We start from the raw sequence: 23,630 nt of genomic DNA, 5'->3' as shown, positions 1-23,630 counted from the left end.
TGTTGCAAATGATGCCAATACTTAATTAATTGGTAAAAAATGACTGAACCATTTCAGTTGGCTAAGAGATAAAAAGGAGATGAGGTTAATGACGCTGTATAAAAAGAATGAAACACCCAGGATGAGTCATGTTGAGCGTAATCGAAACATCCGTTTTTTCACATACAGATTCTTCGACAAGCTCAGAATGACCTCAAACCTGGATTTTTTTACTGTCTCTCGTTGTATAACCTTGGTTAAGTATTAATATATTCATTAAAATCTTATAGTTCTATGAAAAATCTTCTAATCTTATTGCTGGCGCTTTTGCCGATGAGCTGTAAAAGCTCAAAAAGTGACGACCAATCCGTAACCTTCAAACATTTTCCGAAGATGGAATCGGATTTCATTCCGGCCAGGGATGTGATGGTGATGTTGCCTCCCGGTTATAATGAAGCTCAGTCTTACCCGGTTTTATACATGCACGACGGACAAATGCTTTTCGACTCTGCCACCACCTGGAACGAGCAAGAGTGGGGGATGGATGAGGTCATCACAAAACTGATTCGAGAGAAAAAAATCCGTCCCGTTATCGTGGTGGGCATTTACAATACCGAAAACCGGGCTTTGGAATATATGCCCAATGCCCCAAAGGCGGAATTAGACACCATGGAACGGCCCAAAGGCTTTGAAGGAGAAGTGATGTCGGATCATTACCTGAAATTCCTGACCAAGGAACTGAAGCCCTTTATCGATGAAACCTTTGCTACTCAACCGGGACCCGGGAATACTTTTATTATGGGCTCCAGTATGGGGGGCCTTATCAGTTGCTATGCCATTTCCGAATATCCCGGGGTCTTTGGGGGTGCTGCATGTTTGTCAACACACTGGCCTGCGATGGATGGGGTATTTCTAAAATATGTTGAAAAGAATTTGCCCGAACCTGCCACTCATAAAATCTACTTCGACTATGGCACGGCCACTCTCGATTCCCTCTATGAACCCTTTCAGGAGAAGGTGGATGTACATGTGGCCAATCAGGGCTATATCCAGGGAGAAAACTGGATGACGAAAAAGTTTAAAGGTGCCGACCACTCCGAAAATGCCTGGCGCAAAAGGGTGCATATCCCGCTGGAGTTTTTGCTGAGGAAATAGGGCAGAGAGCATGGGGCATGGTGCAGAGAGCATGGCGCAGAGAGCGTGGAGCCAAGAGCAGAGAGCATGGATCGGGCCGCCTGTGCCGTTGTCGGATAAAGGATTTTCATGGAACCCGTTTTTTTTGTCCCTGAAAGCCTGCCTGTCAGAAGGGAGGAGAATCCCAAATGAGCCCGGGAATAAGTTCAATGCTTATGAATCTGTTTTTAATTGACCATTTATGAGAAAATACATTCTAATACTTCTAATTTCAATATTGTTTTGTACTACGAAGGGCTTATCCCAATCTCCGGGGACCAATGGCGAACTGGCCGGATGGGTTAAGCAAAATGCCCTTAGTCCCTCTGATTATCTGGTGGACAGATTTCAGGATTACGACATTTTATTCCTGGCTGAAGATCATGCCATCCAGAACAACCTGGAGTTTGTGGCGTCTTTGATACCAGCTCTTTACGAAGCGGGTGTTTTTACCCTGGGTATGGAATTTGGAGCATTGGAAGCCCAGCAGCGCCTGGATTCATTAATCACCGCTGAAGCTTATGATGAGCAGGTGGCCCGGGAAATTATGTTTCGCTATAATGTGGGATGGGCCTATGAGGAATATATGGACATATACCGTGCAGCTTGGGCTTTCAATCAGTCCTTGTCTGAAGGAGAAAGACCATTCAGGGTTTTGAATATCAGCTACGAATACCACTGGTCTAAATTGGAAGGTGTGCAATCGCCGGAGAATATGAGCCGGGTTTTTCACAAGGGGACGCCTGATGCTTTCAGGGCCAAACTGATAGAACAGGAGCTAATCTCCAAAGTTGAGAAAGGCCTTTTTCTGGTGGGATCCGTGCATGGGTTTACCCGCTACAAGATGCCGTCGCTCAATGTGATTAAAGACAATTTTGTGGAGTATGAGGATCAGTATCTCGGCAATCGCCTTTATCGCAAATATCCCGACAAGGTGTTTAGCGTTTTGTTGCACTACCCTTTTGGCAACCGGTTGAATCACTCTCCATCAATGGTGACCCCCGCTAATGGACGCCTGGAGGAAATCATGAGCCTTAACCAGAATCAGCCTGCAGGGTTCAATCTGATCAATACACCCATCGGAAAGTTGCCCGACAACAGTTACTACAGTATGGGTTATCCCGGCTTTACACTCGATCAGCTTTTTGACGGCTATATTTTCCTTGCGCCAGTCAAAGACCAGGTGGGATGCACCATAGATGAGCATTGGTTTGACAGACATACATGGGATGAGGTGAAGCCTAATATCCCTGACCCATACTGGAAACCCGAGCTTCACAACCTTGATGAATATATGGAGTTGATCAGGGATTATGCCAATCTGCAAAAACGCTATGCCCCTGTTCTTGGGGAGAGTGTGTTTTGAATGTGTCGTATAACACATTGTGTTTTTAGTGTTAATTGATTATTTTAAAAACAAGAAGCTAACCAATAAATAGATTTCAACGAGATAGTTTCGGAAATAGCCCTTGTAAAAAGATAAAATGAGTATCCGTTCTTATACCCAACTTGAACGCAGCCCCACCGAAAAGGACGGCCTTGACCGGTGAGCCAAAAAAACAAGTGAAGATGGCGTTTAAAAATCTTTTCTGTTTGATCCCGAGATTAGTTTTTGTTGGTTTTTGGGCACCAAAAATCTTACAAAACTAATCGGGAGAGTTTAAAGATTTTAGCCATCAAATGCGGTTTATGCCGGGATGGCCCTTATCCTCAAATCTTCAACGTTTAAAACTTTGCGTCATTGCGTCTCTGCGTTTTGATAAATTACAAACATAAATTCAAATTAATCATGAAAAGATCCCAACAAACATTTCTAATTGTCGCCCTCCTTCTTTGGAGTTCCCTGGCTGGAGCGGCCAAATACAAAATTGACCATCTCGAACCGCCCTTTTGGTGGGCAGATATGAGAAATCCCCACCTGCAGCTGCTGGTTCACGGAGAAGACATTTCCGACCTGTCTCCCGAGCTGGAATATCCGGGAGTTACTCTCCGGGAAGTTACCAGGGTTCAAAATCCCAACTATCTGTTTCTGGATCTGCATCTTAGTTCTGATGTTGAGCCCGGATCGTTTGAGATCCAATTTAAGAAGAAAGATAAAGCCGTTCTCACCTATAATTACGAGTTGAAAGAGAGAGAACCAGGATCTGCCATGAGAGAGGGTTTCAATCAATCCGATGCGCTTTATCTGATTACGCCCGATCGTTTTGCAAACGGTAACCCCGGTAACGATGAGGTGGAACATCTGGCCGAAGGCCTCAACCGTTCCTTTCCCGGAGGCCGTCATGGGGGCGATATTAAGGGGATTCTTGATCACTTAGATTACATTGATGACATGGGATTCACCAGCATCTGGCTCAATCCGGTGCTCGAAAACGATATGGAAGAGTACTCTTACCATGGTTATTCCACCACCGATTTTTACAATGTGGATGCCCGTTTTGGCAGTAACGAAGAATATCTCGAACTGGCAGAAGCAGCCAGCCAAAAGAGCATTGGAATGATCATGGACATGATTGTGAACCACTGCGGCTCGGAACACTGGTGGATGGATGATATGCCCATGGACAACTGGATTAACTTTGACGCAGAATTCAGCCCTACTTCGCACAAACGCACAACAGTACAGGATGAATACGCATCAAAAGAGGACCTGAAGCATTTCAACGACGGATGGTTTGTGGCTACTATGCCCGATTTAAATCAAAGAAATCCCTTGATGGCCAATTATTTGATTCAAAACTCCGTCTGGTGGGTCGAGTATGCGGGTCTTACGGGCATTCGCATGGATACGTATCCTTATTCCGATAAACATTTCCTGACGCAATGGACAAAAAGAATAATGGAAGAGTATCCCAATTTCAACATTGTGGGCGAGGAATGGAGTGTCAATCCGGTGGTGGTTTCTTACTGGCAAAGGGGAAAAGACAACAAAGACGACTACGTTTCTTATCTGCCCAGCTTAATGGATTTCCCGCTTCAAAGTGCCATGAGCAGCGCGCTTCGTGAAGACGAAACCTGGGGAACCGGGTTCATCAAACTTTATGAAATGCTGGCCAATGATGTGTTGTATGCCGATCCATACAATCTGGTGGTATTTGGCGATAACCACGATATGAGCCGAATCTACACCCAGCTTAATGAGGATCCGGGATTGTTTAAAATGGCCATGGCTTATGTGTTTACCATTCGTGGAATTCCACAGGTTCTTTATGGTACTGAAATCCTCATGAGTAACAAGGGCACTACCGATCATGGCATCATCCGCAGCGATTTTCCCGGGGGATGGGAAGGCGATGAAACCAATGCTTTTACCGGCGAAGGCATGGCTGAAAAAAGTCTGGATGCCCAAAACTTTGTAAAAACTTTGCTGAACTGGCGAAAAAACCAGCCGGTCATTCACCACGGCGACCTCATGCATTATGCTCCTCAGGATGGCGTTTATGTCTATTTCCGCTACAACGATGACGACATGGTGATGGTGGTGCTGAATAAAAACGAAGAGGCTGTGAATATTGACACCCTTCGCTTTCATGAAATGCTCACCGGCAAATCATCTGCTCGTAATGTGCTCAGCGGCGATTCATTCGATATCGGTGACCAGATTGAAATTCCGGCCCGTTCGCCACTGGTGCTGGAGATAATGGAATAATATCAATAACACACACAACTACGTTTAACAGGAGGCTGTCTCAAAAGATTAAAACACCCAAAGAGTGTCATGTTGATTGAAAGCGAAACATCCGTTTGTCAGGCGATAAGATTCTTTAAAAGCTCAGGATGACATCAGGTACAGACTTTTGAGACAGCTCCTTTTTTGTATGGGATAGTGTAAAACAGCATGTGTCGTTGGAATGTGCAAAGGGGAAGGCGCATGGGGCGTAGGGTTGTTATAAAAAACAAGTGAGGACTTCCCCAAGTCCTCACTCTTAATCATCCGGGGCTGAGAACCCCGGATGCATCCCTAACCCAAAACTCTCTGTCGAGAGATATCGTGATTTTTTATTGACCCGGTGAGCAATGGCTCCCGTTTGTCAGAATGTCAGTAAATGATGGTCTTTAACTTATTTTTGCACTCAGGCTTCCGGAAATTTAGAACGCAAAGAACTAATTGTGTGGCATTGGTCATTCCGGAATAGAAAAAATCAGTGAGATTTGTAAGCGAATCAGATTTTGTTGGATTTTTCATAAGATATTGGATTTCAGGTTTTGATGTTGAAACTGCAAGTAAGTGATTAAATAGGTTTTTGTCAATACTTTTTTTGAATTTATTGATTTTTTATTCAAAAGGGCAGGAACTCCGTTATTGGAGATTCCTGCCTTAACAATTTTCCACCGTTGGTTAAACTTAAAGTGTTTGGTTAATTTGGATTAATGTTATTCGATGCCTGATTCTGCTGACGTGTCTGTGCAGCGCGTGCGGTAGCCATAGCTGGTGTGATGGCTTCATTCAGCGACTCAATCAATTCTTTCATCTCAGCAGTTTGTTCCGATTCATTCAGCAATTCGGTTATGGAGAGCAGCGAACGTAAGGCACTTTCCAACGGCACCCGTGTTTCAGTAAGGGTGGGATCATCCTCAGCCTGGAGAATGCTTTTCATGGCCACCTCTTTAAAGTCTGCATTGGCCGCTTCCAGTTCGTCCAGCCAGTCGCGGGCACCCATAACTGACAATTCTTCGATGTGATTGGCCTCCAAATCGGCCACCAGATTGTCAATTTTAGCAGTTTCGGTTTTATACCCACTGCGCCAAAGGGTCCAGCCATATCGGTTTATAATGCCCATTATTTTCACGGCAGCCTGGGCCACTTCGGGATTGCGCCTATGAGAGCAGGCTTCAACAAAATTCCGGAAAGCCACAAATGCTTCATCCCTTTCACTATCCTTCTGAGCTTTCAGAGGCGTATAAGGGTTTTTGTGGTTAACTTCAAATGCATTGCTGAATGCATTGAAATGCTTTTTGGCCTTGGCCACAAAAGGTGTCAGTACTTCATGAGGCTCCGGCATGCCGTTGCAGATGTTTAACAAGCTTTGGGTTAGTGTGTAAAGCTGTTCTACTGTCAGGATTGAGTAATTAATAGATTTAATCATAACTATTTAAAATTAGGGTGGAAAATTATGTTCCTTTTTATTGTTCTTTCGTGATGCCCTGCATGCATGCCTGTCGCAAATCTGCCGCAGAAAAGCTTCCCGCATCGGTGCGGAAACCCAACCGGCGGTAGAAAAGTCCCCCGCATCCGGGTGGATAAGAATTTTGCCACTGATCTGAGGTTCGCACAGATTTTTGAGGGTTTTCTGCCGTCAAAAATGCCCCCGCACCGGCGATTGTGGTTTTCTGACCGTCAGAAATGTCCAATTCATGATGCAGGAAGCAAACCAACCGTAAAAAAGGTGTCTGCATCTATGCAGGAAACAATTCTACCGTCCGAAAATGACAAGTATGATCACGATTTCAATTTTCTGTCAGAAAAAAAGACTGACCTTTTCTGAAATATGCTTTTCCGGTTGGTCAAATCAATAAAAAACGTTTCTTGACAGTACTTACAGCCAATAAAAAGGTAACCAGACCTTTGAAAAGTAAATTTTAATCAGAAAAAAACGAAGTAACCCGGATAATCCAGAAAAATCCCTAAGCCAAAAACTATTCCGGTGAATGATGATGAACAGAAGAGGTCAGGGTTTTCTATGTTCATTGAACTGCAAGTTATAAAGTTCGTCTTAAAAAATCAATTATTTTTTAAGATTAATTGGATCAATCCTTTCGATTCCTTTACCAGACTTGTTTTCAGTGTGACTATGTATTAATGAAAAACAAACTATTTACATAATTTATTTTTGAATGGAGGTTGTTTTTGATACTTTTGAGGATATAAGACGATTTACTTTCAATGACGGAATTCTAATAATCATTAATCTTACTAACCATGCAAAAACACTTTCTTTTAATACTGATCCTGTTTGCAACCCTGAAGGTCTCTGCTCAAATTGGCAAAAACGATTTAATACTCTCCTTTAGTGGAAATTACCACAAAAGCAATGATGAGGTTGGAGTGACAACAAATAATCTTTTTTCAGAAAGCAAACAATTATCATTAGGTGCCGCTCTGGAGTATTTCATTTCCGACAAGACATCGATTGGGTTTGGGCTGGAGTACCAAAAATTGACTGATTTCCGTAAAAGTCGTTTGTTGTTCAATGAAAGCTTTCAGGTTGAAGAGTTGGATATTGACTCCCGGATCTTTTTACCAAGTATTTATTTGACTCATTACTATCCTATTGTTGACAAGTTGTATATAAGCCCTGTTTTAAGGCTTGGATACGGACAACTTAAAAGTGATCTGTCTTCTGAATATGCAAGCAGGTCAAACCTCTTAAGCTCCGGATACTATCCGCTTGAAGAAGTATCCGGACCTGGTTTTGGCACTCTTAATGACTCTTCTGAAGATGATTATCTGATAGCCGATCTAACCCCCCAATTAAACTATTTCTTTTCCAATGGATTTGGACTGAGTCTCGGCTTGGGAGGCATTCATTATGCCATGATCAACGGTGACAGCGAAAACAGCCAGTGGCTGGTAAGTTTCGATCCGTCTTACTGGACATTTGGATTTAAGGTGAAATTGTAAGGAATTCAGCAGGTAACGTCCAAAAACAAACCCCGGCCGGACTTCGCAGTCCAACCGGGGTTCTTTTCTATAGGCAATAGAAAATTTTAATATTTAAACCTTATTCCTGCCATATAAATGGCTCCTATGTTATCCATAAAGGCAAACTCGCGGGAATCGTTGTCCAGCAAATTGCGGGCATTCAGAAATACCGATGCATACTTGTTGACCTTGTATGTTGCCTGCGCATTAAGGATGAACTTGGCATCAATTTCGGCCACGTCGTATTGATTCACAAAAGTTTGTTTTGAAGTGTAATAACCGTACGATGATAGTTCCAGTTTGTCAATAGGTTTGTATATAACATTAACCATTCCCCAAAGTGATGGCGTACTTTTGTGTTCTACGTCGTCTTTGGTATCAGTAGGTTTAGCAGAAGTTGTAAGCTCGGATAACTGTCCGGTCATTATTGCCATGGCATTGGGCTCAATTTGTCCGGCCAGCGACATCATTTGCATTTCAATGATTTCATCTCTCGAATAATCCCAGTAATCGTCGAGAGTAGTCTTTTGGAGGGTAGCATGCATCTTGGTAATCAGCTTTGGCGTAATAACCCAGTCCATGCTTAATGTAGCTCCAATCTGGCGGGCATTCAGTCCCATGTTCTGATATACGATATCCACATAGGGCTGTGTTGCCATCAACATCATCATGGGATTGTCAGCGTACTGGAATATTTCAGGCGCAACATTCAATGTCGTTGAGTTAGGTAACAATGCACCATAGTTACGACTGTCCGAAGCAAAGATCTCGGCATCCAGAACCATTTTGGATGAAGGTTTTACCCGGTATCCCAGTTCTATCATGTCTACCGTCATAAGGTCGTAATCCTTATTTCCTGCAAAATGGATGTATCTGGGCGGCATTCTGCCTTCACGGTCCCAGGTGTAGTTGGAATGGGAATTAATGATGAACGATGATCGGTTGGCTCGCGAATAAACTGCTCTTATCCGGTGGTTTTCGCCCAGGGGAAGGGTACCGGCAAATTGCCACGATCCGTATAGTTTATCGGGATTGTTATATTTTTCGGCTCTTAAAGCAGCTATCAGGCGAAGCTTGCCAAAGGCCAGATAATCGGCTCTGATGCTTCCGGCCAGGGTGTTCAGTTCTTTTTTCCCGTTCAGATAACCGCTTTCATCGCCTTCCAGATAGGGTGAATCATCATAAGTAGCACTCTGGAAGCTGATTCCCGGGCGCAAGTTTAATGATTTGATTTGCCAGTCAAATTCAGCTGAGGCGTTGAACTGACTTTTGTCAATTTTAAAACCATGATCACCGGTGGCAAAATCCTGAGTTCCGCCGGTGTAATTGGTCTGGAGCTTCAACCTTCCAATGCCGGCTTCGAGGTTGGCATACCAGGTGTCGGATTTGCGGCCGCCAAAAGATGTCGGAGGATCTCCCAGGGTGGAGGTATTCACGTATGAGTTCTGGTATCCACCACTCAGGTTGAAACTGGCAATGCCTTCAGGATTATAGTTTACATATCCGTTGATGCCGTAGTTTTCGCGGGCTAATTCAGGGTCTTCAAACAGTTCGTTCATGTCATCCAACGGGTCAGAAATGGAAAGGCCTGTGTTGCCGTCAATCAGCCTTTCATATTGGTCGAGAGTGAAAAAGCCTCCATGGTTATAGGTAGCAACGCCTCCCAGATCATCAGGGAGTAACATGTTTTCTTTCCCATAAAGATAAATCTCCTCACGATCGCGGTTTCTGTGCTGATAGTTGCCTGTAACAGATGTGCTTAGTTTGTTGCTCCACTCTTTCCTGAATGCCAGATTGCCGGTGTAGGTGTTTTGGCTACCCATTTGAGCAGATCCTGAAACCAGCGGTGAGTCGGCTGTGGTTTCAGCTGTGAGAATATTAATAACGCCATTCACTGCGTTGGGACCATACAATGCCGATGAAGGACCTCTTACCACTTCAATGCGGTCGATGTCTGCAAAGCCAATGGGGAGGGCATCCCACACAATGCCTCCGTGCACATAATTAAACATGGGGCGGCCGTCGATCATCAACAGCGTATTGGTGTTTTCCGAATAAATAAGCATGTTTTTGTCGGGCAGGTTGTCCAGCCCTCTCAGGTGAACATCGAAATTACCATTGGTTTTTTCACGAACAATGATGCCGGGTACCAGGCGAAGTGCTTCTTCAATGGTGGTGGCGCCCGACATCTCAATTTCCTTTTTTGTAAGAACCGTTGAAGAAAGTGGAGAGTCGAAAGCATTTTCAACTCTTTTGGAGGCTGAACTCACGTTTTTGTTAATGAGCATATTGGTGAGTTCTTCCATGCTGGAAACGCCCATGACTTCCATGGCTTTCATTAATTCTTCGAGGGGGAGCAGTGATAGCTCCTCAACTGACATGTTTAATACTTGTTCCCGGGTCATATCAGAAGTTTGTGGTTCTTGTGCCAAACCGGCAAGACCGAAGAACACTGAAAGAAAAATGATCAATATCTTTTTCATTAGTATAAGTTTTTCCAAGTTAATGGCTTGTGAAACCTGCATGCTGTTTGGCCTGTGACAGGAGCATGCTTGTTTTCGTTGCTTTTTTGTTTGAGTCTCCCTGAGAATAAAAAATGAGGGAGAATCGTAATCAAATACTTGACCATGTCACAGGACACGGCAGTGCTTAGACTGAAGTTCTGATAAATGTTTCGGCAGATTACAATAAAAAGGTTCTTGTTATTGAACAAGGCTGCCAAGAGCAATCAGCTTCTGAGCCAGTTTTAGTCCGTGTGACTCCACATTCCGCGGGCAGACTTCAAAATTTAACTTTCCCCCGCTGGTAAAAAAACTGATGCCTGCTCCTTGAGAGCAGAGACCTTGCTTGCCGGCGACCAGCAAAACGGGATTGTCTTTTTGGTAAGAGGCAACGATAGGCATTAAACTGCTTTGCGAAGCTGAGACGTAAATGATGTGAGAATCTTCAATGCCATCGGCATTGTTGCTCTCTTTTACAATAAGGCTGCTGTTTCCAATTTTCCTTAACTTTGCCAGGCTTTTCAATTCCGAGGCCAATTCATCATTCCCGATAACCGTGATGACAAAATCGTTGCCGGCAGAATGTGAGGGCCAATTGACATTTTTGGCAAAATTATAAAGAAATAGTGCCTTAAACTGCGACATCTGGGCCGAGACGGTTGTCGTTAAGACCAGACTCATCAGCATTAAAAAAAATAACTTCTTCATGGTACAAAAAGGTTTTGGTTTATGATATATAGTTGCAGATAGGGGGGTATTTAGAAGTGTTTTTTTAAAAAATCTATTCCATTGGCTCTCATTATGCCATCCACCAAAGTCCTGGCATCCCCAGGAGAGTATTGGTGCAAGAGGTCTTTCGGTTCTTGCAGAAACTCACTGGCATATTTAATCAGAGCATTTTTTAATTGGGTGAAATATCTGAGAGTTGGATAGCCGTTAATGGGATTAATGAGACCGTCAAAGTCACTTCCAATACTGATGCAATGCCATGCATTGGTGGAGGGAGGTTCAGCTTCTTCGTGAATAAAATGGGCGCATTGTTGAGCAATAAAACGTGCAGCATTCCATACCATTGCGGCATTAAAACCAGGATCTGTTTTTCTGACTTTGATGTTGTTTTTCCGGCAATACTTTACATACCGGTCAAAACCCAGTAGACGCTGGTCCAGCTCAAGGCCTATGAGTCCGCTGGTCTTCCATACGGCTCTGATATCGTCATTGTTCAGGTTGATGGTCCATGGATTGAACCATCCCTCATCTGTTGCGACTCCAACAGCAGCGTGAGAAAAAACAACAGGCACCTCATTGTTGTAATTGTCTTCGATAAACTCGTAGTATTCCTTGCGTCCCCGGTAATCGGTATGCTTTAAGTCAACAAGGATTCTTTTGCCTGATGAGGTGTCCAGCAATTTGTCAATTACCTGCAATCCTTCCTTGGTGTAAAACTGAAATCCCTGAATGTCTGATAACTCTTCATTGCATCCTTTAGACTGATCAATATTTCCGAGGCATTTAACCATTTTTACCAGGCTTTCTTCGTGCGAGACAAAACCATTGTAGAAGTGGTGGGCGGGAGAAATCATTAAAGGCGGATGCTCCCAGTTTTTTACGGTCTCAATATTTTTCAGCACTTGCCCGATGTCTGCTTTCCTGACTTCCTTAGTGGGATAAAATACGTTGGCGCCTTCGATGGATAGAAAACCGATAACGGCTCCGGGATGTTTTTCAAGGGCGGTTTCGATATCGGAAAAATTACTGGCAAGAATTAATTTCCGGTCGGAATGACTGGAGAGCTCTGCGCTGGTTTTTAAATATTCGTATTGAGCGACTGTGTCATCGAAATAGCGATAATCAGGGCCTTGGATGTACTTTATCCGGGCGCTGCTAATACCGGTTACGATATTTTTGAAAAGAGGAAATCCCAATATTTTTTGATCGGCAGACCTGGTCAGGAACTCTTTTTCTATGGGATAAAGGGAGATGGAAACGACTCTGCTGTTTCCGGCTTTGGCAGCGGTAAGGTTACTTTGAGAATACTTGGCAAAAGCCATTTCGCCAAACAGTTTATTCAGAAAGCGGCAAGGACGCTTGTCGTTCCAGAGAGAATCCTTTGAGCCCGGATTGTAAAAGTCTTTTAGAATGCCGGGGTGATTTTCTGAGAGCCAGTTAAAGCTGAAAAACTCCGGCTTGAGTTTTTTGTAATGTTTGAGCAAATGCTTACAGGCATGACCAAAAGGCTTGATCAGCGGGTGAACATGAAAATCGAAATAATAATTCTCCATTTTAGGAAGGGGTTCCATTAAGACCAGTTTAACACATTGTCAGAAAAAGTGCTTGTTGGCTTACAGGAATTCATTGCCGGGAATGAATGGGGTAAAAGTATATGTTTTTTGTCGCTTTTTTATGTTTGTTAATCAAAAGAAAGGTGGGGTTAGTCCATTTTCTTTCTCCCTTTATATACGGGCCTTTTAACGTTTTGTCAGTCATTCTTTGAAAAAAAATGCTAAGATAAAGGTTAAAAGCCGGAGTATTGTTATCTGGGTTTTAAACCCAGTTTAAATATTTGAAAATTGGCATGCTCTTTAAAATCATTATTGGTGTAAATGTCCCTTGATCTCAATCGAACTATATATGCTTTGTTCTTGTAGAAAATTGTTTTTTCCCACTTATCCCCCAGCGATAACGGGCCGATTTTCAGGTCACTAATCTCCTGCTTCTTTCCCCGGATGAATACCTCGACCATTCCTTCTCCCAGTATTCTGGGATTGATGGTGAAAGGAAGTTTCTGGTAAGCATACCAGTCATAGAGTGTGGGTTGATTTTTAACAGTATCGATGCTTTGCTCTTCTATGTTGAGATTGAAAAAGACTTCTATGTAACTTTCGAATGAAAGTTTTTTGCAGTTTAATAGTTTTCGGAGCGAAGAGGTCTCGATCTTACCCAGCTGAAATTGGGAGTTCAATGCAGAAACAGCGTACTGACTGTCAACGGAGAGTTCCAGCTTTAGCTTCGGGGTGGAAGAGAAAATCTTATGTTCGGTCAGCGAATCACAACCATAAATTAAATCTGTAGGTTCGGCACGGTCCAGATCCATGGCTACCCAGTTTTCAGCTTCAGCCCTGAGTACGGGAGAGCAGTTATTGCGGTTGTTTTTGTCGAATTCAAGTGCCAGATAAAAGGTTCCGACTGCAGTAAGTGCATATACCACCCAAAACAGGGTTCCTTTTACTTTTAGTCCTTTTACTTCGCCGCTGTTGTCACCTGGCTTTATAACATCAGCACGGAAATCTTTTTTAAAGATTAAAGCAACGATCAGGATTAGTAATATCGCTGAAAGAACAATGATCAGTATTTGCATGATTTTAGACTAGGGGTTCATTTACATTATCTTATAATAATTGTAAATATAAAAATTATTTTTTGAAGGAATGGGTTTGGTAAAAAAGATTCATTTATTAAGAAACTGTTTAAGTTTTATCCTTTGTGTTGTTTTCTGGTCTTGAGCTCTTGTCTAAGAACTCAATTCTTCAAAAACATCTTCCAAAAACAAAATTTAAACAGTTTCTAAGCAGCCTTGACCAGTGACTTTTGAAAAAAGATCGGTAAAAATGTTTATTTTTAATCCTTATCAAACTTTGGATTCTTTTAATCTTTAAAAATCAGACTATGTCATTACTAGGAAATCTTATCTGGCTTATTTTTGGAGGACTGGTTACGGCCATTGAATATTTTGTAGCCAGTTTAATACTGATGGTAACCATTGTTGGTATTCCATTTGGTATTCAGACGCTCAAGCTTGGACTACTGGCTCTCTGGCCATTTAGCCAGAAAGTGGTGCCAAGTCCCTCGCAGGGAGGATGTCTGAGTACTTTTATGAATATTCTTTGGATTTTAGTTGGTGGAATCTGGATTGCAGCAACTCATCTTGTCTTTGGTCTTTTGTTGGCCATTACGATTATAGGCCTTCCCTGGGCCAGGCAGCATTTTAAACTTGCCGGATTGGCTTTGACGCCTTTCGGATACGATGTGGTGTAAAAAAATGACTTGACTTTGTAGTTTTTTTGCTTCTGAAACGACTAACTAAGCAAAAGATGGATTTAAAACTACGAAGTCATGGAAAAGTCAATTGAAAAAAAGAGAAAAGTATTTAAAGGTGCCGGTTATCTCTTAGGGTTTCTGATTGGTACTTTAGTGGCTGTTATTTTTGTCGTTATCACTGGGGTTGAAGCCTTGATTGGAGCTATTGCCGGAGCTGTTGCTGTACCTTCGGGAATGTTTTTGGATAAAAAGCTTCAAAACCAATCAGACACTTCTCAGACGGCAGATAAGTCTGTTTTTCTTGTTCTGCTTATTGTTGGCATTATGTTTTTGGGATTTATAGTATTCTTGATTCATTAACGGTTTTTGAACAGACTCGAAATGAAGGGAAAAGACAGAGAAGCAATTTTCCTGAAAATAGTGGAGGAGCATCAGGGGATCCTCCACAAGATTTGTTTTCTTTACTGCCAACGGGAATCAGACAAAGAGGACCTGTATCAGGAAATAATTCTTCAGTTGTGGCGCTCTTTCCCATCCTTTAAACAGAAATCTTCATTTTCAACGTGGATGTATCGGGTGGCTCTTAATACGGCTATCTCCATGAGCCGTAAGCCGCGAATTTTTTCTTCTGGGGATTTCTTTACGTCTCAAAAAGAACCTGCAGATATGCCTGACGACCATCCCGAGGAAATAAAAATCTTATACAAAGCCATTGCACACTTAAAAAAGGTTGACAAAGCCATTGTGATGCTTTGGCTGGAGGAGAAAACCTATTATGAGATTGCCGAAATTCTTGGCATTACAGAGAAGAATGTGAGTGTGAAAATGGTTCGGATAAAAGCAAGGCTGGCTGAGATTATACGCATTTATCAGTAGACTGAATTCCAGCAGGGGGTTATGTTACTTTTACTTAAATGTTTTTACAACGGGTTCATAGCAAATGAAAACTTTCGACTTAGAAAAATATAAAGATTCCTGGAAATCCGGAGCTGATTTTACAGGAAGAAAACTATCAGGGGATCAGATAAACCGGTATCTGATGAAAGAATCTAATGATGTAACCCGGGTATTTAAGAGAAATGTCTTTTTTGATGTTTTTTTGAAGTCAGTAGTTGTTATTTATTGGATTGGTTTACAGTCTTTCACATCGGAAATTAATTGGGTGTTAGGCCTTGTTATGCTGGTGATTTCTGCCATCGGTATGGCAATTGAGTTAAGACTTATTCGGAAAATACCCCTTATTGATTATGGCCAAAAAGATCTTCAGAATATTCTTGCCTTGAAGACCAACTTTCTTCGAACTTCTTTATATCCCATTGCATTTGCAAAAGGGCTTACAGCTCCGCTTTTGATTATAAGCGGAATGACCGGGTGGTTTTTACAAAAGTATGAAACTGTTCGGCCCCTTGATGTGGAAGACTTTGTTGTGTTCGGGGCATTTGTACTTATCGGGTTTATTTTGAATGCAACGGTTGAGTTTAAGCAGCAGATTTTTCAAATTAACCAGCTGGAGGCAACTCAAAATGAATTAAAAACAGAGGCGTTAAAGTCTTCTTTTCTGGCAAAACAAAAACATCTGCGTTGGCGACGTTTTTGGATGCTTTTGATGGCCTTGGTCTGTGGGCTTTTTTTATTAGGTTGGCTCCTTTTTAATTAAACCAATTACTTTCCTTGATGCGGATTATAAGATTATTTCCATTATTTTAGTATTCGACCCTCTTGTTTAAGTATTTATTAAACCTATTCATTAGCTATGAGAGAAAAATTCCTGAATGCCAGACACTGGCAAATCTTTCTAATCACCTTTGCCATTCCTTTCTTTTTACAAATGGCTGTAGTTCCGGTTCTTTTGGTGACTGAAATTCCATGGATTATGTTGTTTGTAATGCCTGTGGTAGTTATTCTTTATCTCGGAAGTTTTATGGGCTGGCTGTGGTCCATGGCTATAGGTCTGCAGAAAAAGATGCCCTCCGGAGTAACTATGAAAGTAAAGCGGTTTCAATATTTTTTCTTTTTTCCGATAATATATTTGCCTTTGCTTGTGGTTTCAATAATTTATTTCTCAGGGACATTGGCAATGAGTGGGGGAGAACCTGAGCTGGGCTCAATCTGGCTATTTCTCTCCATAATTGTTCCGTTACATTTCTTTGCCATGTTCTGTATGTTTTACTGTCTTTATTTTGTGTCAAAAACCATCAGGACGGTTGAACTTCAACGTGAAGTTACCTTTTCCGATTATGCAGGGGAATTCTTTCTTCTTTGGTTTTATCCCATTGGAGTTTGGTTTGTTCAGCCTAAAGTAAATGCGCTTGCAGGGTAGTTTTCCCCGGAAATTATTTTTCACCAAAAGTAGGCTTATGAAACGTGTCATTAACGTATTTATTTCCATATTGTTGGCATCAGGGTGGATTGTTTTTTCGGAGTTTGTCAGAAACGAATGGTTGTTTAAGCGCATTTGGGAAAATCATTATCAGGTAATGGGATTGACATATCCAGCAGAGCCTTTAAATGGGGTGATCTGGGGAGTTTGGTCCATGTTTATGGCTATTTTCATTTTTGTTATATCCCGGAAGTTCTCGTTGCTTTCAGCCACTTTTCTTGCATGGTTTGCCTGCTTTGTCCTGATGTGGCTGGTAGTGGGAAATCTCGGAGTTTTACCTTTAAGTTTACTCTATTATGCAGTCCCGTTAAGCCTTCTGGAAGTGTTTGTTGCTACCCTTATCATCCGAAAAATATCGGGATAAAGCATTCAGATGGCAATTAAATTGTTTTACGATGAAAGTAAAATTTGATATGATTGGCCTGTTTGTTCAGGACCTTTCAAAAATGGTAAATTTCTACAACCAGGTCGTAGGGATTCCTATTGAGTGGGACGGAAATGGTCCCTACGCAGAGTTTAAGCATGACGGTATTCGCTTTGCCATGTACGAAAGGAGGGAATTGGCCGGATTGCTGGGGCAGGAGCCATCTTATCCAGAGGGACTTAACGGTACCTTTGAGCTTGCCATCAATGTGGGAGCTCCCGAAAATGTTGATGAGACCTATAATCGTTTGGTGAGAGCGGGTGCCAGAGAGGTATATCCTCCCCGTGATGAACCCTGGAAAATGCGATCCTCAATGGTGGCTGATCCGGAAGGAAACCTTATTGAGATTGGCTCTGACTTTTGGGAATAATGGATGGTAGTAAAATACGGAAACCCTTTTTATGATGAGAAACTTATCCCTGACTTGTGTCTTATTAGGACTTTTATTTTGGTTGATTCCACGTCCATTACTTGCAAATAATAATCAATTCTCAGGTAGCCCTAAAGGTGGGGGTGAAGTAATTTCTGGTTTAAACTCCGGGTTACAGTTGGAAGCCGATTCCATTAACCGGAGATTAGACGAAATAGTGGAACTTCGGGGATATTCCTATTATTTCGAGCAATTTCAAGGGCGGAACAACTCGCGAAGCTTATGGGCCATGGAGCTTATGTTTGATGTCGGGTTTCTGGCCTTTGATTTTGATGAATTTGAAACTATTCTGGGCGATTTCAATGTTGATGAACTTGGGATAAACCCGGGGATAGCCAATTTTGAACTGGGGTTTTATTTTAATAACATCTATGCCGGATTTAGTATGGGGTTTAGCGGGAATGGGGGTGAAGAGTATGATTCACTAAATGTTGAAGTAACAAAAAATCAATACGGACTTCATTTCGGGTATAATATCCGTAATGCTAAACGGTTTCACATTATCCCCGAGGTGGCTTTAAAATGGAACCGCTTCCGTCTTATCAACAGTTTTAAAGAGCGTAAGATTCCCATAGAGCAATATCTGCGGGACAGAGATCTGGATCTTAGAATCAACCAAACCACAGGACATGCCGGTGTGAGATTTTTCTATAAGGTAAACTCCCCGGATTATTGGAGTTCAACTTACCTGACTTTAGGAGCCTATGCAGGGTATGCGTTCAAGCTAACATCCAAGCCCTGGGTGTATTCTGAACACAATCGCTTAACTACTGAGAAGCAATTAGAATTGAATCATTTCAGTTTTGGGATTCAGTTTTCATTTTTCTTTGATTCCACTTCTTATTGAAATTGTTTTTGTCTATGATTTTTTCCTGATTTTGATGAAAAAGGTTGACCATCTCTCCGTTTGTGGGGTAAATTGCCTTTGATAATCAAAATATTAGGGCCATGTTTAAATTAAAAATTTCACTTCCGTTGTTGCTTGCCCTTTTGGTGATGATACCTTTCACCTTATTGGCACAGCAAGAGAAAATGCCAATCACCACTTCCTCCGACGAGGCTACTGAACTTTATTACGAGGCCGTTGAGGCTATGTATGACTTTAATCTCAAAAAATCCAAAGAACTTCTTGAAAAAGCAGTAATGTTAGATCCTGAATTCTTTATGGGCTATTACCAACTGTCTAAACTGGGGATGCAGGAAGGGGATAAAATTGATTTTATGTTTTATGCCAAAAATGCCATTGAATCCGATGCCGATTTGAACGAAGGTGAAAAACTATTGAAGTCATTGCTTGAAGATATTATCGATGAAAAAAAAGAACCGGATGTTGCAAAATATGGTAAGGAGCTAGTGGAGTTATATCCAAATGCCCCCTTTTCTTATGACCTTTCTGGTTTTTTTCACTATTCAAAGGGGGAATATGAAAAAGCGCTGGAGGATTATGAAAAGTTATTGGAATTATCCGACCGGAAAGGACCGGTGTATAATATGATTGGGTATGCCAATCTGGGGCTTAAAAATTTTGAGGCCGCAGAAAAAGCGTTCAATAAATACATAGAACTGGAATCTGAAAAGTTTAATCCATACGATTCAAAAGGAGATTACTTTATGGCAGCAGGCGACTATGGAAATGCTTACAAAAGTTTTGAGAAAGCTTTGGCGGTAAACCCCGATTTTGAAGCAAGCCAGAATAAGTCTGCCCTGGCTAAAGAACTGATGAAACATCAAATGGCTAAAACTCCCGATCTGGAAGGCACCTGGAAACTTATCTCATATGAATACATGAAACCTGACGGGACTAAAGATGATATTAAAGTAAAAGAGGCTGTAAGGGTTTACAATAAACAAAACCTTGCAAGCTTTTATGAATATGAAAATGGAGAGATAGTTACAGGTGTTTTGAAGTATGAGCTGGACGGTGAGGTTTTAAATCTTAAAATTCTTTATCATTCTAAATCGGAAATGGAAGGGAGGGATGCTCTGGAAACCAACTCCATAGAAGCAGGGAAGCTTACCCGGAAAATGAACTTTGAGGGGTATGATATAACTGAAGTTTACGAAAGAATGGAATAATCTTTTTGGGGTTCGGCCCTGGGTACTCAAACCTGAGTTTTCTGCGTTCTGTTTTTTATTTCACTTCTGCCGAACCTACCCTTGACATCACCTTTGTCCTCTTATGAAAAAGATGCTCCCCTCTGCGCTTCTCCTTGTCTTCAGAGGTTTTTGTAGAAAATACCGGACCTGCCGGGTTTATTTTAAACCACAGAGAACACTGAGGGACGAAGAGATGAACAGAGTTGAAGCCAGGTTCAAGGCACAAAAAAGCCACCTCACAATGAGATGGCTTTTTAAATGGCTCCCCAGGTAGGACTTGAACCTACGACCTACGGATTAACAGTCCGCCGCTCTAACCAACTGAGCTACTGAGGAATAACTAATTTGAAATATCTTGTTTCAGTATCACGAGCACCTCTGACTTACGGATTAATTCCGAAGCGTCGGAACCGCTCTAATCCCGAACCATCGGGAAGCTACTGAGGAAGATTTTAAGATTGGGAGAACCATTGTTTCCCCTATTGCGGATGCAAAACTATATTCTTTACTTGAATTATGCAATAGCTGAGGGCGGAAAAATTTCTTTTCTCCTGCAACTTTCTAAAAAAATGGCCATCTTTGCAGTCGAAAAAAAACAGAAGAGATTATGAGTAAGGTTATTGGGATGGGGAATGCGTTGGTAGATATTTTAACGCGTTTGCAGGATGATACCATTCTTTCTGATTTGAATTACCCCAAAGGCTCTATGCAGCTGGTCGACGTGAAAGAAGTAGGCAATGTATTGTTGGCTACCAGGGACTTTCCTCGCAACCAGGCATCCGGAGGGTCCGCTGCCAATACGATCCATGGATTGGCAAATTTGGGGATAGAAACCGCTTTTTTCGGAAAGGTTGGAAAAGATGAATGGGGCGAATTTTTCAGGTCTGACCTTGAAAACAGAAACATTAAACCACTTTTGCTGGAGAGTCCAAGTGAGTCGGGGCGTGCTTTTGCGCTGATCAGTCCGGATTCTGAACGTACTTTTGCTACTTTTCTTGGAGCTGCAGTTGAACTTGCACATCACGAGGTTCATGAGGACATCTTCAACGGATATAGTATTTTGCATATTGAAGGATATTTGGTGCAAAATCGAGAGTTGATTCGTCACGCCCTTCAGTTGGCAAAAAGTAAGGGGCTTACCGTCTCTCTTGATTTGGCCAGTTTTAATGTGGTTGAGGATAATCTGGATTTTCTGCATGAAATGGTTGAGAATTATGTCGATATTCTTTTTGCCAATGAAGAGGAAGCTAAAGCATTTACCGGACTTGAAGATGAGAAGGCTTTGCATAAGATCTCTGATTATTGTGATCTGACAATTCTCAAGCTTGGGAAAAAAGGCTCCATGATAAAACGTCATGATGAAGTTGTTCAGGTTTCGGCTATTGAAGTAGAAAGCCTTGATACTACAGGTGCAGGAGATTTGTATGCTTCAGGGTTTCTGTTTGGAATGATTCATGGATTGTCCATCGAGAAGTGTGGTCAGATTGGATCACTTTTGGCCGGAAAAGTAATTGAAGTCATTGGACCCAAGATGGATGATGAGACCTGGGATACCATAAATAAACAAGTCAAAGCTATGATGAATTAGGATTGTTCATTATTCCCAAATACTAGAACGGGCAATCCCGGAGATAATTACTCCTGAGATTGTCCGTTTTTTTATTTCAATCCGGCATTTATAATAGTTTAACGGAGTATTGCGGCATAATAGATGTTTTATAAGATTTGGATAGACTATCTATCTTTTGTCATTTTTTTTAGCTGTCTGCATCTTTAACTTTGCTAAAAATGTAAAACAATATCGCTATGTACGGTAAATATAAAGACCACCTTCAAAAAGAACTTGATAATATTAAAGAATCAGGCCTTTACAAACAGGAGCGAATTATTACCACACCCCAGGGAGCAGAAATTGAGCTTACCACGGGAGATAAAGTGCTGAACTTTTGTGCCAATAATTATTTGGGATTATCCTCACATCCAAGAGTTATTGAAGCGGCCCATAAAGCAATGGATTCTCATGGCTATGGTTTATCTTCGGTTCGATTTATTTGCGGGACCCAGGATATTCACAAGAATCTGGAAGAAAAAATTGCCAAATTCTTTGGTATGGAGGACACCATCCTTTATGCTGCCTGCTTTGATGCCAATGGAGGTGTTTTTGAGCCATTATTTACCAGTGAAGATGCCATTATATCAGATGCATTGAACCATGCCAGTATTATTGACGGTGTGAGGCTTTGCAAAGCTGCCCGGTACAGGTACAAACATGCTGATATGGAAGATCTTGAAAAGCAATTGCAAGAGGCACAGGCACAACGATTCCGTATCGTAGTTACGGATGGTGTTTTCTCGATGGATGGCGATATTGCTCCGCTTAATAAGATTTGTGATCTGGCGGATAAGTATAATGCCATGGTGATGATTGATGATTGTCACTCAGCCGGATTTATTGGTAAAACCGGTCGTGGAACCCACGAATACCACGATGTGATGGATCGTGTAGACATTATTACCGGCACATTAGGAAAAGCTCTTGGAGGCGCTCTTGGGGGATATACCACCGGAAAAAAAGAAGTCATTGAGATGCTTCGTCAACGGTCTCGTCCCTATCTTTTCAGTAACTCATTGGCACCAGCCATTGTTGGTGCTGCAAGCGAGGTGTTTGATATGATGACTGAATCTACGGCCCTTCGTGACAAATTGATGGATAATGCCGAATACTTTAAAACTAAAATATCAGAGGCCGGGTTTGATATTAAGCCTTCCAATTCAGCCATCGTTGCTCTAATGTTGTACGATGCCAAGCTTTCGCAGGAATTTGCTGCCAAATTGCTGGAGGAAGGAATCTATGTTACCGGATTTTATTATCCTGTAGTGCCTAAAGGACAGGCCCGGATCCGTATTCAGCTTTCCGCAGCTCATGAGAGAGAACATTTGGATAAGGCCATTGATGCTTTTGTGACAATTGGGAAAGAGCTTAAGGTGATTTAAGCAGGAGGGTTCATCCGGAAATAATAAGTCAATCAGTTACCCTTTTATATTTAAAACAGAGATGTGTCAAAGATGCATCTCTGTTTTTTCGTTATAAGAGACAGACTTTAAACCTTTTTCCGGGTCAGGTTGTTTGTTATTTAAAATCAATAAAAAGAATTTGACCATGAAGAAATTGACAACATTAATTATTGCATTGGGCTTGTTGGCAACCAGTCCTTCGCTTTTCGCTCAGAAAAGTGAAATGAGTGTGACAGATAGTAAAATTACCTGGACCGGTAAGAAAGTAACCGGATCTCACACCGGACATATAAAATTGCTATCCGGATATCTCGAGAAATCGGGTGAAGATTTTGTTTCAGGTAAGTTTGTGGTGGATATGACTTCCATCAGCAACCAGGATATTGATGATGCCGAGACAAAAGCCAAACTAGTAGGACACTTGAAATCTGACGATTTCTTCGGTGTTGACAAATATCCAACAGCTACACTGGTCATTGAAAACGGAGAAAAAACAGGTGCCGATAAGTATAAGTTTACCGGAAAAATGATGATTAAAGGAAATACCAATCCTGTTTCGTTTGACGCTACTGCTGATGACAAAACGTTTGAAGGGAAGCTGGTTGTGGACAGGGCAAAGTATGATGTACGTTACGGATCAGGGTCATTCTTTGATAACCTTGGGGATAAGATGATTTATGATGATTTTGAGCTTGATTTTATGGTCACATTTGAATAATTGTACCTTTTTACAATAGATCGTTAGTCCCGATGCTTCGGGATAGACATAAGATATATCGTATAATATTGAAAATCTGCACCTTAGTACAATAGATCGTTAGACTTTTAGATAAAAGTAGCCCAGCCGCGCGGAAGCCGGAAGCTGGAGGCTGGAAGTTAGAAGTTAGAAGCTGGAAACTTTCGAAGTTAAGAAATTTTGATTCTTTTTGCGGCATATTTAAAAAACTAAG

Annotated in this window: 22 protein-coding genes and 1 tRNA gene; 16 read left to right on the top strand and 7 right to left on the bottom strand. The window is 41.8% G+C overall.

Going from position 1 to position 23,630, the window contains the following annotated elements:
- Positions 1–273: 273 nt before the first annotated feature.
- The 3 genes from DDZ16_RS08850 (at position 274) to DDZ16_RS08835 (ending at position 4,801) form a co-directional block, all read left to right on the top strand.
- The gene (locus DDZ16_RS08850; RefSeq protein ID WP_109264098.1) at positions 274–1,134 is read left to right on the top strand and encodes an alpha/beta hydrolase; all 861 of its coding nucleotides are present in this window, start codon (positions 274–276) and stop codon (positions 1,132–1,134) included.
- 220 nt (positions 1,135–1,354) lie between these two features.
- Positions 1,355–2,518 (top strand): ChaN family lipoprotein, encoded by a 1,164-nt coding sequence (locus tag DDZ16_RS08840; RefSeq protein ID WP_146192218.1) that lies wholly within the window; start codon positions 1,355–1,357, stop codon positions 2,516–2,518.
- A gap of 423 nt (positions 2,519–2,941) precedes the next feature.
- Entirely contained in the window at positions 2,942–4,801 is a 1,860-nt protein-coding gene (locus DDZ16_RS08835; protein ID WP_109264095.1) for a glycoside hydrolase family 13 protein, read from the top strand.
- Positions 4,802–5,510: 709 nt separating this feature from the next.
- Here DDZ16_RS08835 and DDZ16_RS08830 read toward each other — a convergent pair.
- Both DDZ16_RS08830 and DDZ16_RS08825 read right to left on the bottom strand, forming a co-directional pair.
- Positions 5,511–6,239: a DUF6261 family protein gene (locus tag DDZ16_RS08830; RefSeq protein WP_146192217.1), complete on the bottom strand. Its 729-nt coding sequence runs from the start codon at positions 6,237–6,239 to the stop codon at positions 5,511–5,513.
- Positions 6,240–6,276: 37 nt separating this feature from the next.
- Positions 6,277–6,549 carry a hypothetical protein gene (locus tag DDZ16_RS08825; RefSeq protein ID WP_109264093.1) on the bottom strand — a complete coding sequence of 91 codons (273 nt, stop codon included), beginning with the start codon at positions 6,547–6,549 and terminating at the stop codon, positions 6,277–6,279.
- A 523-nt stretch (positions 6,550–7,072) separates the two neighbouring features.
- Between DDZ16_RS08825 and DDZ16_RS08820 the strand changes: the two genes are divergently transcribed.
- Positions 7,073–7,774, top strand: a complete 702-nt coding sequence (locus DDZ16_RS08820) for a porin family protein (protein WP_109264092.1) — start codon at positions 7,073–7,075, stop codon at positions 7,772–7,774.
- An 86-nt stretch (positions 7,775–7,860) separates the two neighbouring features.
- On the opposite strand, the gene DDZ16_RS20970 is transcribed toward DDZ16_RS08820, so the two are convergent.
- From DDZ16_RS20970 to DDZ16_RS08800, 4 genes are all read right to left on the bottom strand, one after another.
- Positions 7,861–10,278, bottom strand: coding sequence for a TonB-dependent receptor plug domain-containing protein (locus tag DDZ16_RS20970; RefSeq protein WP_158275635.1), 2,418 nt, complete (start codon positions 10,276–10,278; stop codon positions 7,861–7,863).
- Positions 10,279–10,497: 219 nt separating this feature from the next.
- On the bottom strand, positions 10,498–11,004 hold the full coding sequence (locus DDZ16_RS08810; protein ID WP_109264090.1) for a YfiR family protein: 507 nt from the start codon (positions 11,002–11,004) through the stop codon (positions 10,498–10,500).
- A 50-nt stretch (positions 11,005–11,054) separates the two neighbouring features.
- Entirely contained in the window at positions 11,055–12,596 is a 1,542-nt protein-coding gene (locus DDZ16_RS08805) for a hypothetical protein (RefSeq protein WP_109264089.1), read from the bottom strand.
- A gap of 233 nt (positions 12,597–12,829) precedes the next feature.
- Positions 12,830–13,654 carry a hypothetical protein gene (locus DDZ16_RS08800; RefSeq protein WP_109264088.1) on the bottom strand — a complete coding sequence of 275 codons (825 nt, stop codon included), beginning with the start codon at positions 13,652–13,654 and terminating at the stop codon, positions 12,830–12,832.
- A 308-nt stretch (positions 13,655–13,962) separates the two neighbouring features.
- Here DDZ16_RS08800 and DDZ16_RS08795 point away from each other — a divergent pair, with 308 nt between their 5' ends.
- The 9 genes from DDZ16_RS08795 to DDZ16_RS08755 all read left to right on the top strand — a co-directional run bounded on the left by DDZ16_RS08795 (position 13,963) and on the right by DDZ16_RS08755 (position 19,644).
- A complete protein-coding gene (locus DDZ16_RS08795) occupies positions 13,963–14,331 on the top strand; it encodes a YccF domain-containing protein (RefSeq protein WP_109264087.1) in 369 nt (122 codons plus the stop codon).
- 78 nt (positions 14,332–14,409) lie between these two features.
- On the top strand, positions 14,410–14,694 hold the full coding sequence (locus DDZ16_RS08790; RefSeq protein WP_109264086.1) for a hypothetical protein: 285 nt from the start codon (positions 14,410–14,412) through the stop codon (positions 14,692–14,694).
- 21 nt (positions 14,695–14,715) lie between these two features.
- Positions 14,716–15,210 (top strand): RNA polymerase sigma factor, encoded by a 495-nt coding sequence (locus DDZ16_RS08785; RefSeq protein WP_109264085.1) that lies wholly within the window; start codon positions 14,716–14,718, stop codon positions 15,208–15,210.
- A gap of 64 nt (positions 15,211–15,274) precedes the next feature.
- On the top strand, positions 15,275–15,991 hold the full coding sequence (locus DDZ16_RS08780; protein ID WP_109264084.1) for a hypothetical protein: 717 nt from the start codon (positions 15,275–15,277) through the stop codon (positions 15,989–15,991).
- 96 nt (positions 15,992–16,087) lie between these two features.
- Positions 16,088–16,654, top strand: a complete 567-nt coding sequence (locus DDZ16_RS08775) for a hypothetical protein (protein WP_109264083.1) — start codon at positions 16,088–16,090, stop codon at positions 16,652–16,654.
- A 37-nt stretch (positions 16,655–16,691) separates the two neighbouring features.
- The gene (locus tag DDZ16_RS08770) at positions 16,692–17,078 is read left to right on the top strand and encodes a hypothetical protein (RefSeq protein ID WP_109264082.1); all 387 of its coding nucleotides are present in this window, start codon (positions 16,692–16,694) and stop codon (positions 17,076–17,078) included.
- Between the two features lie 31 nt (positions 17,079–17,109).
- A complete protein-coding gene (locus DDZ16_RS08765; RefSeq protein ID WP_109264081.1) occupies positions 17,110–17,508 on the top strand; it encodes a VOC family protein in 399 nt (132 codons plus the stop codon).
- Positions 17,509–17,539: 31 nt separating this feature from the next.
- Positions 17,540–18,415, top strand: coding sequence for a hypothetical protein (locus tag DDZ16_RS08760; protein ID WP_109264080.1), 876 nt, complete (start codon positions 17,540–17,542; stop codon positions 18,413–18,415).
- A 101-nt stretch (positions 18,416–18,516) separates the two neighbouring features.
- On the top strand, positions 18,517–19,644 hold the full coding sequence (locus DDZ16_RS08755; protein WP_109264079.1) for a tetratricopeptide repeat protein: 1,128 nt from the start codon (positions 18,517–18,519) through the stop codon (positions 19,642–19,644).
- A 280-nt stretch (positions 19,645–19,924) separates the two neighbouring features.
- Here DDZ16_RS08755 and DDZ16_RS08750 read toward each other — a convergent pair.
- Positions 19,925–20,001 (bottom strand) — tRNA-Asn (locus tag DDZ16_RS08750).
- A 271-nt stretch (positions 20,002–20,272) separates the two neighbouring features.
- On the opposite strand from DDZ16_RS08750, the gene DDZ16_RS08745 reads away from it, so the two are divergent.
- From DDZ16_RS08745 to DDZ16_RS08735, 3 genes are all read left to right on the top strand, one after another.
- Positions 20,273–21,253: an adenosine kinase gene (locus tag DDZ16_RS08745; RefSeq protein ID WP_109264078.1), complete on the top strand. Its 981-nt coding sequence runs from the start codon at positions 20,273–20,275 to the stop codon at positions 21,251–21,253.
- A gap of 218 nt (positions 21,254–21,471) precedes the next feature.
- On the top strand, positions 21,472–22,659 hold the full coding sequence (gene kbl, locus DDZ16_RS08740) for a glycine C-acetyltransferase (protein WP_109264077.1): 1,188 nt from the start codon (positions 21,472–21,474) through the stop codon (positions 22,657–22,659).
- Positions 22,660–22,825: 166 nt separating this feature from the next.
- Positions 22,826–23,398 carry a YceI family protein gene (locus DDZ16_RS08735; RefSeq protein WP_109264076.1) on the top strand — a complete coding sequence of 191 codons (573 nt, stop codon included), beginning with the start codon at positions 22,826–22,828 and terminating at the stop codon, positions 23,396–23,398.
- Positions 23,399–23,630: the final 232 nt, after the last annotated feature.

Source organism: Marinilabilia rubra, assembly GCF_003121985.1.
Taxonomy (GTDB): Bacteria; Bacteroidota; Bacteroidia; order Bacteroidales; family Marinilabiliaceae; genus Marinilabilia; species Marinilabilia rubra.
Note: the sequence above shows the minus strand (reverse complement) of the source record. Positions and strands in the feature narration are given on the sequence as shown.